Raw genomic sequence first — 14,814 nt, 5'->3', positions numbered from 1 at the left:
TCTCGGCGTGGCGCCCGACACGCCGAGCTGACCAGGGGGTCCTGTGCAGTTCGGGGTGTCGGGGGCACGCTGGTCCTCCCGCACAGGCGGGTAGGGCAGGTACCGTCGAGGGGAACGGGCGGACCCCGCACCCAGCGGGCACTCGCCACATCAGCAGTCAGGCGCACCTCACCAGGTCGTGCGCCGGAGGGGACAGAGGTCAGCGGTCATGGCACGTATCGGTGACGGCGGCGACCTGCTGAAGTGCTCTTTCTGCGGCAAGAGCCAGAAGCAGGTGAAAAAACTCATCGCCGGACCGGGTGTCTACATCTGCGATGAGTGCATCGACCTCTGCAACGAGATCATCGAGGAAGAGCTCGCGGAGGCCGGTGACGTCAAGCTCGACGAGCTGCCCAAGCCCGCCGAGATCCACGAGTTCCTCGACCAGTACGTGATCGGCCAGAACGAGGCCAAGCGCACGCTCTCGGTGGCGGTCTACAACCACTACAAGCGCATCCAGGCCGGTGACCGCGGGCGTGAGGGCCGCGACGACGGCGTGGAGCTCGCCAAGTCGAACATCCTCATGCTCGGACCGACCGGGTGCGGCAAGACCTACCTGGCCCAGACGCTCGCCAAGATGCTGAACGTGCCGTTCGCCATCGCGGACGCCACGGCGCTGACCGAGGCGGGCTACGTGGGCGAGGACGTGGAGAACATCCTCCTCAAGCTCATCCAGGCGGCGGACTACGACGTCAAGCGCGCCGAGACCGGCATCATCTACATCGACGAGGTCGACAAGATCGCTCGAAAGAGTGAAAATCCGTCGATCACGCGGGACGTGTCGGGTGAAGGCGTGCAGCAGGCGCTGCTGAAAATACTGGAGGGGACGACGGCCTCGGTGCCGCCGCAGGGTGGTCGCAAGCACCCCCACCAGGAGTTCATCCAGATCGACACGACGAACGTGCTGTTCATCGTGGCGGGCGCCTTCGCGGGTCTCGACAAGATCATCCAGGACCGGGTGGGCAAGCGCGGTCTCGGCTTCGGCGCCGAGGTGCGCACCAAGGCCGAGGTCGACGCGGCGGACTACTACGCCGAGTCGATGCCCGAGGACCTGATCAAGTTCGGGTTGATCCCCGAGTTCATCGGCCGGTTGCCGATGGTCGCGAGCGTCACCAACCTGGACAAGGACTCGCTGGTCCGCATCCTCACCGAGCCGAAGAACGCGCTGGTCAAGCAGTACCAGAAGCTGTTCGAGATGGACGGCGTGGAGCTGGAGTTCACCCGGACCGCCATGGAGGCGGTCGCCGACCAGGCGATCCTGCGCGGCACGGGTGCGCGCGGCCTGCGGGCGATCATGGAAGAGGTCCTGCTGCCGGTGATGTACGACATCCCCAGCCGCACGGACGTCGCCAAGGTCGTGATCACGGAGCAGACCGTGAAGGAGAACGTCAACCCGACCATCGTGGCCCGGCAGCCCTCGCGCCGGGAACGTCGCGAGAAGTCCGCCTGAGTTGTCGCTCCCGCACACGCTGATCCTGCACGGCCTGGGTGGTTCCGGGCCGGAGCACTGGCAGAACTGGCTGGCGGGCGAGCTGGCTCACCACGGCGGGTCGGTGGACCTGCCCGAGTTCAGCTCGCCCGACGCGCCGCGGCTCTCGTCGTGGCTGGACGAGCTGCGGTCCCACCTCGCCGCGATGCCACCACCCGGGTCCGGTGAACGGGTGGTGGTCGCGCACTCGCTGGCGGTGCTGCTGTGGCTGCACCACGCGGCGGGGTCGTTCGACGAGTCGCTGCGCGTGGACCGCGTGCTGCTGGTCGCGCCGCCCGCGCCGGACTTCGACGGCGAGCCGTTGATCTCCGAGTTCCTGCACCCCGTGCTGGACCCGACGGTGGTGCGGCGGGCGGCGGTGTCGACCCGGCTGGTGGTGGGCGCGGGCGACGACTACTGCACGGTGACGCAGGCCAAGGAGCTGGCCGAGGCGCTGCGGGTCGACCTGGACGTGATCGTGGACGGCGGGCACCTCAACGTCGCCGCCGGGTACGGCTCGTGGAGCGCGGTGCTGAAGTGGGTCCGCAGCGGCCGGGTACCGCTCACGCCGCGCTGACCGTCACCCGGAAGAGGGTGAACGCGGCCAGGAACGGTCCGGCGGCGAGGTCGGCCAGCCAGGCGTCGGCCGATCGGTGGGTGAGGCGGCCCGCCTGGACGGCCCGCCGGGCGTTGCGGGTGAGGCCGAGCAGGTGGTCGGCCGTGGCGAAGTCGTGCAGGACCTGGACGTCGGCCTCCACGGAGGTGACGGTCAGGCCCGCCGCTGCGGCGAGCCGGGCGAGCTGCCTGCCGACCACCGGGTTGGGCACCACCCGGTCGCACACGAACCGGTTGAACGCGAGGTTCGTGGCCACCGAACCGGGGTCGACGGCCAGGGTCTCCCAGTCGGGCTGGGCCAGCGCGGCACGTCCGCCGGGCCGCAGCACGCGGCGCAGCTCGGCCAGGACGGCGGCGGGGTCCGCGACCAGGTGCAGCACCCGGTCGACGCGGGCGCGGTCGACGCCGCGGTCATCGAGGGGCAACGCGTGGGCGTCGCCCTGCCGCACGTCCACCCGCAGGTGCGCGGTGCGGCGCTTCGCTTCGTCGACCATGGCCGGGTCCACGTCCACGCCGACGACCTCACGGGCCCGTTCGGCCATCGCGGGCAGGTCGGTGCCGGGTCCGCAGCCGACGTCGAGCGCGACGTGGTCCGGTCGGAGGTCCAGGGCGTCCAGGAGCCGCTGCTTGTAGGCGCTGCCCGCCGCCGCGGCGTGGTCGAGGTAGGCGATCGGGTCGGGTTGCGTCACCATGTGGCCAGGCAACCACAGGCCTGTGGAGGTCCTGTGCAGGTCCTGGGGCTATCGGGGGACGCGCTTGCCGAGGAAGCGGATGACGTCGGGGACGACCTTGCGGTAGAGCGCGTCGTTGTGGCCGCCCGGGACGATCGACGCCACGGCGGGTTTGGCGTCGGCGATGAAGCGGCGCGTGCCGGTGATGAAGTTGTCGCGGTCGCCGGCCCAGACACCGATGGGGGCGGTGCCCAGCTCGTCGATGTTCTTCAGCGGGTCCAGGGACGCCCACTGGGCCTCGTCGGCGAAGGCGTTGCGCTTGGACATCTCGGCCCAGTCCGTGAGCAGGGCGGGAGCGATGGCGGCGACGGCCCGGGTCGGTTCGCGGCGCTCGTGCCGTCGGCGGGCGTAGAGCAGCGCGCCGAAGCCGCCCATGGAGACGCCGGTGCAGGCGAACGGTGCGCCGAAGCCCCGGTCGGCCAGCCAGCGGGGCACCTCTTCGAGCAGCATGGCCATGGGGTCGTCGCCCGGGACGTTCTCGTGCCAGTAGTGGTCGCCGCCGTCCACCGCCACGAAGCCGAACGGCGGCACCTGGCTCCGGCCGACCGCCGACACCAGGACTTCGGCCATGCCGCCCGGTGACGCCGTGCGGGCCGTGCCGAAGCGGCCGTGCAGCAGGATCGACATGGGCAGGTCCCGCGTGGGCACGCCCGGCGGGACCATGGTCAGCAGGTCGACGTCACAGCCCCGGTAGTCGGAGCGGACGCGGTCGACGCGCACGACGGCGCGTTTCACGGCGGGCACCGGTCCGGCGACGCCGAGCGCGTGGCGCAGCGCCTCGCCCAGCGGGGCGTCGCCGTGCCACGCGGCCGTGAGGCCCGCGGTGGCCAGAGCCGTGCCGCCGAGCGCGGTGAGCACCGTTCGCCTGGTGACCATGTGCGTTCCCCCTGCCGATCCCCTCCTGGACATCGTCGTGAACAGGGCTCGCGTTTCGTCAGATCGCGGACCGGTTCCGCAGTTCCTCGATCTGCTCGGTGGAGTACCCGAGTTCGCGCAGGACTTGCCCGGTGTGCTCGCCCAGGGCGGGCACGGGGGCCGGAGTCCAGTCCCAGGCGGTGGAGTCGACGGGAGGGCGCAGGGCGGTGACCCGGCCGTGGGGCACGGGGACGGACGTCTGCCGGTCCCGCGCGGTGAGCTGCGGGTGGTTCGGCAGGTCGGTGACGCTGCGGGTCAGGGCGGCGGGCACGTCGGCCCCGTCCAGCGCTTCGAGCAGGGCCGCGATCGTCCAGGCGGTGAAGTCGAGTTCGGCGTGCAGGGCCGGTCGGTGGGCCACGCGGGACGTGACCGTGGTGAAGCGGGGGTCGTCGGCCAGGTCCGGGCGGCCGAGCAGGTGGCACAGGCGACGCCACTGGGGGTCGTTCTGCACGGCCAGGTGGACGGTGCCGTCGGCGCAGGCGAACGGGCCGTAGGGTGCGATGCTCGGGTGGTGCGCGCCGGCGCGCGGCGCGGCCCGGCCGGTGCCGGCGGCGTAGAGCATGGGCTGGTGCATCCACTCGGCCATGGCGTCGAAGAGGGACAGGCCGAGGGTGGCGCCTTCACCGGTCCGGGCGCGGTGCAGGAGGGCGGCCAGCACGGCGGACTGGAGTTGGACGCCCGCCGCGATGTCGGCCACCGAGATGCCGGCCCGCGCCGTCACGTCGCCCTCGCCGGTGAGGTCGATGAGGCCGGTCTCGGACTGGATCAGGGCGTCGAACGCCTTGCGGGACGCGTACGGGCCCGAGTCGCCGTAGCCGGAGAGCTCGCCGATGACGAGGTCGGGCTTCACCCGGCGCAACGACTCCGCGTCCACGCCGAGGCGGCGGGCGGCGGCGGGGGAGAGGTTGCACAGGACCACGTCGGCCGTGGCGACCAGGTCGTGCAGGACCCCGGAGGCGGACGGGTGCTTGAGGTCGAGCGTGAGGGACTGCTTGCCGACGTTGGTCCACGCGAAGTAGGAGGAGACCTCGCCGCACGTCGTGTCGTAGTGGCGGGCGAAGTCGCCCCCGTCCGGGCGTTCCACCTTGATCACGCGGGCGCCCAGGTCCGCCAGGAGCCGGGTGGCGTACGGCACGGCCACCGCTTGTTCGAGGCTGACGACGGTGACGTCGTCCAGCGGTCTCATGCGGTGATCCGGTGGTGGCCCGTGTAGACGTTCATCGAGTCGCCGCGCACGAAGCCGACCAGCGTCACGCCCTGCTCCTCGGCCAGGTCGGCGGCCAGCGACGACGGGGCCGAGACGGCGGACAGGACGGGGATGCCGGCCATGGCCGCCTTCTGGACCAGCTCGAACGACGCCCGGCCGGACACCATCAGCACGGTGCCGGCCAGCGGGATTTTGTTGTTGAGCACGGCCCAGCCCAGGACCTTGTCCACGGCGTTGTGCCTGCCCACGTCCTCGCGGACGACGAGCGCCTCGCCGGTGGTCGTGAACAGGCCCGCGGCGTGCAGGCCGCCCGTGGCGGCGAAGACCTTCTGGCGCTTGCGCAGCTCGTCCGGCAGGGCGGAGAGGACGTCCACGTCGACCGTGCAGCGGTCGTCGGCGGGGGAGTGGTGGGTCTTCAGCTTGACCGCGTCCAGCGCCGCCTTGCCGCACACGCCGCACGACGACGTGGTGTAGAAGTTGCGCTCGACGCCGGTGTCGGGCGGCGCCACGCCGTCGGCGAGCGTCAGGTCGAGCACGTTGTAGGTGTTCAGGCCGTCCGGGCCGGTGCCCTCGCAGAAGCGGGCGACCGAGATGTCCTCCAGGCCGCGGATGACGCCTTCGCTGAGCAGGAAGCCGTGCGCCAGCTCGACGTCGTGACCCGGTGTGCGCATGGTCACGGTGAGTGCCTTGCCGCCCACGCGCAGCTCCAACGGCTCTTCGGCGGCCAGCGCGTCGACCCGTTTGCGGGACGTTCGTCGCGCATACGTGACCACTGGGCGACGCACGGTGACCCGCCCCATCGCGAAACTCCTTCCCTTGGCTAAGTTTTTTCGCAAGCCACTCACCAGGTTACGGAGGTGTCGGGCAGTGGGTTTCCTGGACCGCTCTCGCACGATCGCCCCACCGGGGTGGAACCGCTGGTTGATCCCGCCCGCCGCGCTGTCGGTGCACCTGGCCATCGGCCAGGCGTACGCGTGGAGCGTGTTCAAGCCGCCGTTGGAGGGGGCGCTGGACCTCACGGGGACGCAGAGCGCCCTGCCGTTCCAACTGGGGATCGTGATGTTGGGGTTGTCGGCGGCGTTCGGCGGCACGCTGGTCGAGCGCAACGGGCCGCGGTGGGCCATGTTCGTGTCCGCCACCTGCTTCTCGTCGGGGTTCCTCATCTCGGCGCTGGGCGCGTGGACGCAGCAGTACTGGCTGGTGGTCGTGGGGTACGGGTTCGTCGGCGGCATCGGGTTGGGCATCGGGTACATCTCGCCGGTGTCCACGCTGATCAAGTGGTTCCCGGACCGGCCGGGCATGGCCACCGGCATCGCGATCATGGGCTTCGGCGGTGGCGCGCTGATCGCCTCACCGTGGTCGGCGCAGATGCTGGAGTCGTTCGGGCGGGACAGCGGCGGCATCGCGCGGACGTTCCTGGTGCACGGCGTCGTCTACGCGGTGTTCATGTCGGTGGGAGTGCTGCTGGTCCGGGTGCCCGCGGAGGTCGCGGAGCGGGAGGTGGTGCGTTCGGCGTTCGGCGTGTCGGCCCGCAACGCGCTGCGGACGCCGCAGTTCTGGTGCCTGTGGGTGGTGCTGTGCTTCAACGTCACGGCCGGCATCGGCATCCTGGAGAAGGCGTCGCCGATGATCCGCGACTTCTTCGCCGACACGTCCACGCCGGTGGCGGCGGGCGCGGCGGCCGGGTTCGTGGCACTGCTGTCGCTGGCGAACATGGTCGGCCGGATCGCCTGGTCGTCCACTTCGGACCTGGTGGGCCGCAAGAACGTCTACCGGTTGTACCTGGGCGCCGGCGCGGTGACGTACCTGGTGCTGGCGCTGGCGGGTGACGCGTCGAAGCCGTTGTTCGTGGTGTGCGCCATGCTGATCCTGTCGTTCTACGGCGGCGGTTTCGCGACGGTCCCGGCGTACTTGAAGGACCTGTTCGGCACGTACCAGGTGGGCGCGATCCACGGCCGGCTGCTGACCGCGTGGTCCCTGGCGGGCGTGCTCGGGCCGTTGATCGTGAACGCGATCGCCGACGGGCAGAAGGCGGCCGGGAAGACCGGGCCCGACCTCTACACGGCGTCGCTGTTCATCATGATGGCGTTGCTGGTGGTCGGGTTCGTGGCCAACGAGCTCGTGCGGCCGGTCGCGGCCGAGTACCACGAGCCGGAAGTGGAGGCGGTCCGGTGAACCAGCGGTGGTTGGTCGTGTTCGCGTGGCTCTGGGTCGGCGTGCCCCTGGCCTACGGGCTGGTCGAGCTGATCCGCAAGGTGACGGCGTTGTTCACTGGTTAGAGTCGACCAGGTGGATACCTACGACGTGGTGGTGGTCGGCGGCGGGCACAACGCGCTGGTGGCGGCCTCCTACCTGGCACGGGCGGGCCGCACGGTGCTGGTGCTGGAGAAGCTGGACCACGTCGGCGGCGCGGCGGTGAGCGAGCAGGCGTTCCCGGGCGTGCCGGCGCGGTTGTCGCGCTACTCGTACCTGGTCAGCCTGCTGCCGGACCGGATCGTGGCCGACCTCGGGCTGCGCGTGGCGCTGCGGTCGCGAGCGGCGTCGTCGTACACGCCCGGTGGCGACCTGCTGGTGGAACGCGTGCCGGGTGAGGCGACCGCCGCGTCGTTCCGGGCGCTGACCGGGTCGGACGCCGAGTGGGAGCGGTGGCGCCGGTGGTACGACGACCTGGCGGTGCTGGCCGAGGCGTTGTCGCCGACGATGCTGGAACCCCTGCTGTCCCGGGAGCACGCACGGCTGCGCGTCGACTCGGTGGCCCGGATGCGGTTGTGGGACCAGGTCGTGGAACGGCCGCTCGGGGAGACGTTGGAGGAGCTGTTCGCCGACGACGTCGTGCGCGGGGTCGTCGCCACGGACGCGTTGATCGGCACGCACACGTCGTTGCACGACCTGAAGGCCAACCGGTGCTTCCTCTACCACGTGATCGGCAACGGCACGGGGGAGTGGCAGGTTCCGGTGGGCGGGATGGGCGCGGTGACCGGCGAGCTGCTGCGGGTGGCGCGGGAGGCCGGCGCGGAGGTCGTGACGGGGGCCGAGGTGACGCGGGTCGAGGTGGACGGCGTCACGGGTGAGGTCGAGTACGACGGCCGCACGGTCGGCGCGAAGTTCGTGCTGTCGGGCGTCGCACCGTCCACCTTGGACCTCCTGCGCGGTCGTCCGGCCCGGTCGGTCGCCGAGGGCTGCCAGGTCAAGGTGAACATGCTGCTGGAACGGCTGCCCCGGTTCCGCAGCGGCGTCGACCCGCGGGTGGCGTTCGCCGGGACGCTGCACATCGACGAGTCGTACCGGCAGCTGGAGACGGCGTACCGGGAGAGCGCCGCGGGGCAGGTGCCGTCGGTGCTGCCGTCGGAGATGTACTGCCACACGCTGACCGACCCGTCGATCCTCGCGCCCGAGCTGGTCGAGCGCGGGTGGCACACGTTGACGTTGTTCGGGCTGCACACCCCGGCGGCGCTGTTCGAGCAGGACAACGCCGGGCTGCGGGACGAGCTGGTGGGCCGCTACCTGGCCGGGTTGGACGCCCACCTGGCGGAGCCGATCGAGTCGTGCCTGGCGCGGGACGCCGACGGCCGGCCGTGCCTGGAAGCCCGCACGCCGCTGGACCTGGAGGCGGAACTGGGCCTGCCGCGCGGCAACATCTTCCACGACGAGCTGGCGTGGCCGTTCGCCGAGCACGAGGACGAGGTCGGCCGGTGGGGCGTGGAGACCGACGTGGCGAACCTGTTCGTGTGCGGCGCGGGCGCACGTCGCGGCGGCGGGGTCAGCGGGATCGCCGGCCACAACGCGGCGATGGCCGTGCTGGAGCGCTGAACTGGTGAGCGATGTCCGCAACGAGGTCAGCGGCACGGTGTTCGGCTCGGTGCTGCAAGTCGGGCGGTTGGCCGCGCCGATCGCGGCGGCGTCGGTGACGCCCGCGAGCCTGCCGGTGGACGAGGGCTTCGTGGGCCGCGCGGCGGAGCTGGCCGAGGTGCGCGAGTTCCTGTCACCCGGTGGGGAGGGGACCGCGCTGGCCGTGGTCGGCCTGGCCGGGGTGGGCAAGTCGGCACTGGTCGTCCGCGCCGCGCACCTGGCGGTCGAGGCCGGGTGGTTCCCCGGTGGCGTGTTGTTCGTGGACGCCCAGGGTTACCGGGAGGACCGGCGGCTGGACGCGGATGACGCGCTGGCGGCGTTGCTCCGCGCCCTCGGCGTGCCCGGTGAGGCCGTCCCACCGGGCCGGGGCGAGCGGGAAGCGCTGTACCGGTCGCAGCTCGCGGCACGCCCGGCCGTGCTGGTCGTCGTGGACAACGCGTCGTCGGCCGATCAGGTGCTGCCGTTGCGGCCCGCCGGGCAGGCGCACCGGCTGGTGCTGACCAGCCGCGACAACCTGCCCGTGCCGAGGGCACGCCGGATCGAGCTGGACGTGATGAGCCGCTCGGAGGCCGCGGCCGTGCTGGAGGACGCGGTCCGGGCGGTCGACCCGGACGACGACCGCGTCACCGCGGATCCCGCCGCTGCCGGTGCGTTGGCCGAGGCGTGCGGGTATCTGCCGCTGGCGCTGCGGATCCTCGCCGAGGTGGTTGCCGACCGACGTGCCGAGGACCTGTCGCGATTCGCCCGGTCCGTTGCCGCGGCCCACGACCGGTTGGGCAAACTGGCTTACGACTCGATCGACGTCCGCACGGCGTTCGACGCCTCGTACGGGAGGCTGTCCGACGAGCAGGCGCGGCTGTTCCGCCTCGCGGCACTCCACCCGGGCCGCACGGTGACGGTCGCGACAGCGGCCGCGTTGGCCGGCGTCACGGCCGTCGACGCGGAGGAACTGCTGGTCCGACTGCGCCGCGCGCACCTGCTCCAGCCTGGTCTGGTGGCCGACGAGTACCGGTTCCACGACCTGCTGCGCATCTACGCCGCCGAACGGTGTGTCGAGGTGGAAGACACGCAGACCCGTCAGGCGGCAGAGCGCGCTCTGGTCCGCTACTACCTGGCACACGTCAAGGGTGTGCACAGCCATCTGGATCCCGGTGCGACACAGCACGAGGTGTTCTCCGATCGGCTCACGTCGTTGACGTGGTTCGACGGCGAGCTGCACAACCTGCTGCCGCTGCTGGAACTCGCGGCGCGCAACGGGTGGCACGAGGACGTCAGGGACGTGGGTCAGGCGGCGCTCCGGTACTTCGACCTGCGCCGGCCCGCGGAGTGGATCCCGGTCTGCTCGCTGGTCCTCGCCTCGACCCGGGCGCTCGGCGACCGCCTCGGTGAAGGTCGGGCGATCAGCGACCTGGGCACCGCGTACCACCGGCAGCGGCGGTTCGACGTGGCGATGGACCACCTCCGGACCGCGGCGGCGTTGCTGCGCGAGGTCGGTTCACCGCGTGACCAGGCGCGCTCGCTCAACCGCATCGCGGCGTCGTACGCGGTGACCGGTCACTTCCCGGAGGCGGTCCGGCACTTCGAGCTGAGCGCGGGGATGTACCGGACCGTCGCTGACGCGGAAGGCGAGGCTCAGTGCTTGACCAACTTGGCCAAGGTGCACCGGCACGCGGGCGAACCGGCCGAGGCGGTCGCGGTCTACCGGCGCGCCCTGGACCTGAGCCGGCGGGTCGGGGACCGGGACGGCGAAGGGGATTGCCTGAACGGCTTGGGCATTGCCTACGACCTGCTCGGCGCGCACGACGAGGCCGAGGGCCACTATCTGGCCGCGCTCGACGCTCACCGGGAGGCGGGCAACCGGCTCGCCGAGATGCAGGTGCTCAACAACCTGGGGCTGACGCTGCAGCACGCCGCCAGGTCCGCGGAGGCGCTGCGCCACCACGAGCGAGGCCTGGCGACCGCCCGGGAGATCGGCTACGCGTACGGCGAAGCGATCTCCGTCCGGAACCTGGGACTGGCCTACTGGTCGCTGAACCGGCGGAAGGCGGCCGTCGACCACCTGCGGCGTGCGGCCGGGCTGCTGGACGAGGCCAACGACCCGAAGTTGGCCGAGAGCGCCCTCGATGCCATCCGGCGGATCGAGGCCGAGGGCCGTGGTGTGCGGCGCTGGCTGCGGCGGCCCTCCCGGTGGGTGAAAGACCTGATGTCGTTGTCGGAGTACTCGCTCTCGGTTTGGACGAGGAACGGCTGACAGCGGTTCAGAGGGCGGCGAAGAGGGTGTCGATGAGCTGCTGGGCCCGGTCGGCGGTGGCGTCGGTGGTCACGGTGATCTCGACCGTGCCGGCGCGGGCGACGACGGCGGTCCGGACGACCTCGCCGGTGATGGCGGTGGCGCGGTAGGCCTCGTCGTGGAAGCCGGGCAGGTCGGTGATGCCGCTGTGGTCGCGGCGGCCCTCGGCGAACGACGCGGCGTCCGCGCCGGTCTCGAAGCGGACCTCGGCCGAGCCGCCGCCGTACGCGCAGCGCACGACGTTGCCGCTGATGGTCTGGCGCGGGCCGGTGAGCCGCATCTCCAGGGCGGCGCCCACGACGTTCGGGGGAGCGTCCTCGCAGTTCACGCCGGCCGAGTCGGTCGGCGTCGGTGACGGCGGCGGCTCGGTGGCGGGCGCGCTCGTGCATGCGCAGAGCGCGAGCAGTGCCAAGGGGAGCACGGTCCTCATCACGTCCGTAGGTTCGCCCGAACGGCCGCCTCCGTTACCCGAAGGCGTATCAAGGAACCTTTCTAAAGAAACCTTGCTAAAGGAACCTTGATGTAGCTACCGTGATCGCATGGCCGACGAACAGGTAGAGCTGATCCGGGATCCGAAGACGCTCCGGGCGCTCGCCCACCCGCTGCGGTGGAAGCTCCTCGACGTGTTGGCCACCTACGGGCCGTCGACCGCGACCCGGTGCGCGGAGCTGCTGAGCGAGAGCGTCGCCAGTTGCTCCTACCACCTCAACATGCTGGCCCAGTACGGGTTCGTGGCCGAAGTGCCCGGCAAGGGCAGGCAGAAGCCGTGGCGGCTGGTGCGCCGCGAGCAGAGCTGGTCGTCCATCGGGATGGACGACGAGGCCGCGCTCGCCGCCGAGGCCGCCGGTGACGCGTTCCTGGAGAAGGAGTTCGCCTCGATCCGCGAGCGCTTCCGGATCAAGGACCGCGAACCGCTGGAGTGGCGCGAGCAGATGGGGACGTTCGCGACCACCGAGTTCCTGACCGCCGAGGAGGCGGCCGAGTTGCACGCCCGGATGGCCGAGCTCTTCAAGCCCTACGCCGACCGGCACGAGAACGAGGTCGCCCGCCCGGAAGGCGCCCGTCCGGTGCGCTACTTCCTGGCCACCACCGTGGCGCCGCGCCGCGACTAGGGGGACACCATGCCGCACGACGACCTGCTGCTCGCCGTAGCGATGCAGCGCATGCACGACGACCACCACGCCGCCGCGAGCCACCGCCTGGCCGGGAGCAAGCGCTTGCGCTCGCTGAGCGGCCGGGTCCGGCTGGACTGGCGGGTGGTGCGCGACCAGCGCGTGCTGGTCGCGAGCGTCGGGTTCTCCTGGCGCCGGGCCGCGAGCTGACGGCTCAGTCGACCTTCTCCAGCCGCACCACGATGGACTTCGACGTCGGCGTGCCCGACACGGTGGCCGTGGAGTCCAGCGGCACCAACGAGTTCGCCTCCGGGAAGTACGCCGCCGCGCAGCCCTTCGCGGTCGGGTAGGCCACCAGCCGGAACCGCTCGGCCCGCCGTTCCGTGACGCCGGTCGGGTCGTCCGGCCACTCGCTGACCAGGTCCACGTGCTGCCCGTCGAGCAGGTCGAGCGCGTCCAGGTCCTCGGGGCTGACGAACACGACCCGCCGGCCGTCCTTGACACCCCGGTAGCGGTCGTCCAGGCCGTAGATCGTGGTGTTGTACTGGTCGTGGCTGCGCATGGTCTGCAACAGCAGCCGACCCTCCGGCACCCGCAGCACGGTGAGGTCGTTGGCCGAGAAGTGCGCCTTGCCGGACCGGGTGCCGGTGAACTCCCGGGCGTCGCGCGGCGCGTGCGGCAGCACGAAACCGTCCGGCCGGCGCACCCGGGTGTTGTAGTCGTCGCAGCCGGGCACGACCCGCGCGATCCGGTCGCGGACCAGGTCGTAGTCCTTCTCGAACTCCTCCCACGGCACCGGGTGGTCCGGGCCGAGCACGGCCCGTGCCAACCGGCACACGATCGACACCTCCGACAGCAGCCGGTCGCTCGCCGGGGTCAGCCGGCCGCGCGAGCGGTGCACGACCGACATCGAGTCCTCGACCGTGACGAACTGCTCGCCGGTGTGCTGGAGGTCGCTCTCCGTGCGGCCCAACGTGGGCAGGATCAACGCCGTGCGGCCGTGCACCACGTGCGACCGGTTCAGCTTGGTCGACACGTGCACGGTCAGGTCCAGCCCGCGCACGGCCGCCTCGGTCACCGCCGTGTCCGGGGTGGCCGCCACGAAGTTCCCGCCCACGGCGAAGAACACCTTCGCCGCGCCGTCGCGCATGGCCCGGATCGACGCCACCGTGTCGAACCCGTGCTTGCGCGGCACGTCGATGCCGAACTCGGTCTCCAGCGCGGACAGGAACTTCTCCGGCATCTTCTCCCAGATGCCCATGGTCCGGTCGCCCTGCACGTTGGAGTGGCCGCGCACCGGGCACAGGCCCGCGCCCGGTTTGCCGATCATGCCGCGCAGCAGCGCCACGTTCGCGATCTCGCGGATCGTCGGCACGGAGTGCTTGTGCTGCGTCAACCCCATGGCCCAGCAGAAGATCGTCCGCTGCGACTCCGCCAGCATCCGGGCGAACAGCTCCACCTGCGCGCGCGGCAGCCCGGTGGCCGTGTCGACCGACTCCCAGTCCAGCCGCCGCACGTGGTCGGCGTACTGGGCGAACCCCTCCGTGAAGCCCTCCACGAACCCGGTGTCCACCGCGTCCCAGGACAGCAGCAGGTTGCCCGCGGCCTGGAACAGCGCCTGGTCACCGCCCAACCGGATCTGCAGGAACTCGTCGGCCAGCTTCGTGCCCGCGCCCACCAGCCCGCGCACGTTCTGCGGGTTCTTGAACCGCAGCAACCCCGCTTCCGGCAGCGGGTTCACCGCCACGACCTTCGCGCCGCCGCGCTTGGCCTCCTCCAACGCCGACAGCATCCGCGGGTGGTTCGTGCCCGGGTTCTGGCCCACCACCACGATCAGGTCGGCGCGGTTGAAGTCGTCGATGCTCACCGAGCCCTTGCCGATGCCGGTCGTCTCCGACAGCGCCGCGCCGGACGACTCGTGGCACATGTTCGAGCAGTCCGGCAGGTTGTTCGTGCCGAACGAGCGCACCAGGAGCTGGTACAGGAACGCGGCCTCGTTGCTGGTGCGGCCGGACGTGTAGAACACGGCCTCGTCCGGGCTCGCCAGGCCGTTGAGGTGCGAGGCGATCAGCGAGAACGCGTCGTGCCAGTCGATCGGCTCGTAGTGCGTGGCGCCCTCGCGCAGCACCACCGGCTCGGTGATGCGGCCCTGCTGGCCCAGCCAGTAGTCGGTCTTGCCGGCCAGCTCGGCGATCGGGTGCGCGGCGAAGAAGTCCGGGCCGACGCGCCGCCTGGTCGCCTCCTCGGCCACCGCCTTCGCGCCGTTCTCGCAGAACTCGGCCAGCTTGCGGTGCCCCTGCGGCTCCGGCCACGCGCAGCCGGGGCAGTCGAAGCCCTCGCGCTGGTTGAGCAGCTTCAACGTGGTCGCGGTCCGCGCCACGCCCATCTGCTCCACCCCGCGCCGCAGCGACACGGCCACGCCGGGGATGCCCGCCGCCCACCGCTTGGGCTCGCTCACGTCGAGCTGCGACTCGTCGATGTCCTGCCGGGGCGGGTTGCGGTCCATGCCTCATATTGTGCCGCCGGCGCACCCCGCGCGAGCGCGCCGGCGGTCTGTCCGATCTCCGGTCGCGCCGGGGCGACGCGGG

General features: G+C 71.6%; 14 protein-coding genes. 8 read left to right on the top strand and 6 right to left on the bottom strand.

Annotation, left to right across the window (positions count from 1 at the left end; all coding sequences use genetic code 11):
• Positions 1-208 precede the first annotated feature (208 nt).
• A complete protein-coding gene (gene clpX, locus FHX81_RS14555) occupies positions 209-1,489 on the top strand; it encodes an ATP-dependent Clp protease ATP-binding subunit ClpX (protein WP_141978682.1) in 1,281 nt (426 codons plus the stop codon).
• A gap of 1 nt (position 1,490) precedes the next feature.
• Positions 1,491-2,084 carry an RBBP9/YdeN family alpha/beta hydrolase gene (locus FHX81_RS14550; RefSeq protein WP_141978681.1) on the top strand — a complete coding sequence of 198 codons (594 nt, stop codon included), beginning with the start codon at positions 1,491-1,493 and terminating at the stop codon, positions 2,082-2,084.
• On the opposite strand, the gene FHX81_RS14545 is transcribed toward FHX81_RS14550, so the two are convergent.
• Genes FHX81_RS14545 through fdhD form a run of 4 tightly spaced genes read right to left on the bottom strand, consistent with a single transcriptional unit; the run spans position 2,071 to position 5,775 of the window.
• Complete coding sequence (locus FHX81_RS14545; protein WP_141978680.1) at positions 2,071-2,814, bottom strand: methyltransferase domain-containing protein; 744 nt, start codon at positions 2,812-2,814, stop codon at positions 2,071-2,073. The two genes, FHX81_RS14550 and FHX81_RS14545, sit on opposite strands and share 14 nt — an antisense overlap.
• 48 nt (positions 2,815-2,862) lie before the next feature.
• Positions 2,863-3,729 (bottom strand): alpha/beta hydrolase, encoded by an 867-nt coding sequence (locus tag FHX81_RS14540; RefSeq protein WP_141978679.1) that lies wholly within the window; start codon positions 3,727-3,729, stop codon positions 2,863-2,865.
• Between the two features lie 58 nt (positions 3,730-3,787).
• Complete coding sequence (locus tag FHX81_RS14535; RefSeq protein WP_141978678.1) at positions 3,788-4,954, bottom strand: CaiB/BaiF CoA transferase family protein; 1,167 nt, start codon at positions 4,952-4,954, stop codon at positions 3,788-3,790.
• Positions 4,951-5,775: a formate dehydrogenase accessory sulfurtransferase FdhD gene (gene fdhD, locus FHX81_RS14530; protein WP_141978677.1), complete on the bottom strand. Its 825-nt coding sequence runs from the start codon at positions 5,773-5,775 to the stop codon at positions 4,951-4,953. The genes FHX81_RS14535 and fdhD overlap by 4 nt, the downstream gene beginning before the upstream one ends.
• A gap of 67 nt (positions 5,776-5,842) precedes the next feature.
• On the opposite strand from fdhD, the gene FHX81_RS14525 reads away from it, so the two are divergent.
• Genes FHX81_RS14525 through FHX81_RS14515 form a run of 4 tightly spaced genes read left to right on the top strand, consistent with a single transcriptional unit; the run spans position 5,843 to position 11,075 of the window.
• Positions 5,843-7,150: an OFA family MFS transporter gene (locus FHX81_RS14525; RefSeq protein ID WP_141978676.1), complete on the top strand. Its 1,308-nt coding sequence runs from the start codon at positions 5,843-5,845 to the stop codon at positions 7,148-7,150.
• Complete coding sequence (locus FHX81_RS42995) at positions 7,147-7,254, top strand: MFS transporter small subunit (RefSeq protein ID WP_425473820.1); 108 nt, start codon at positions 7,147-7,149, stop codon at positions 7,252-7,254. Before FHX81_RS14525 ends, FHX81_RS42995 begins: the two co-directional genes overlap by 4 nt.
• A gap of 10 nt (positions 7,255-7,264) precedes the next feature.
• The gene (locus FHX81_RS14520) at positions 7,265-8,785 is read left to right on the top strand and encodes a phytoene desaturase family protein (protein ID WP_141978675.1); all 1,521 of its coding nucleotides are present in this window, start codon (positions 7,265-7,267) and stop codon (positions 8,783-8,785) included.
• A 4-nt stretch (positions 8,786-8,789) separates the two neighbouring features.
• Positions 8,790-11,075, top strand: a complete 2,286-nt coding sequence (locus FHX81_RS14515; protein ID WP_141978674.1) for a tetratricopeptide repeat protein — start codon at positions 8,790-8,792, stop codon at positions 11,073-11,075.
• Positions 11,076-11,082: 7 nt separating this feature from the next.
• Here the strand turns inward: FHX81_RS14515 and FHX81_RS14510 are convergent, their stop codons facing one another.
• Positions 11,083-11,526 (bottom strand): hypothetical protein, encoded by a 444-nt coding sequence (locus FHX81_RS14510; RefSeq protein WP_141978673.1) that lies wholly within the window; start codon positions 11,524-11,526, stop codon positions 11,083-11,085.
• Positions 11,527-11,653: 127 nt separating this feature from the next.
• Between FHX81_RS14510 and FHX81_RS14505 the strand changes: the two genes are divergently transcribed.
• Complete coding sequence (locus FHX81_RS14505) at positions 11,654-12,226, top strand: ArsR/SmtB family transcription factor (RefSeq protein ID WP_141978672.1); 573 nt, start codon at positions 11,654-11,656, stop codon at positions 12,224-12,226.
• Between the two features lie 9 nt (positions 12,227-12,235).
• On the top strand, positions 12,236-12,436 hold the full coding sequence (locus tag FHX81_RS14500; RefSeq protein ID WP_141978671.1) for a hypothetical protein: 201 nt from the start codon (positions 12,236-12,238) through the stop codon (positions 12,434-12,436).
• Positions 12,437-12,440: 4 nt separating this feature from the next.
• On the opposite strand, the gene FHX81_RS14495 is transcribed toward FHX81_RS14500, so the two are convergent.
• Complete coding sequence (locus FHX81_RS14495; RefSeq protein WP_141978670.1) at positions 12,441-14,732, bottom strand: FdhF/YdeP family oxidoreductase; 2,292 nt, start codon at positions 14,730-14,732, stop codon at positions 12,441-12,443.
• Between the last annotated feature and the right edge of the window lie 82 nt (positions 14,733-14,814).

Origin of the sequence: Saccharothrix saharensis (assembly GCF_006716745.1) — a bacterium.
GTDB classification, from domain to species: Bacteria; Actinomycetota; Actinomycetes; order Mycobacteriales; family Pseudonocardiaceae; genus Actinosynnema; species Actinosynnema saharense.
The sequence above is the reverse complement of the archived record's forward strand: the minus strand, read 5'-3'. Positions and strand labels throughout refer to the sequence as shown.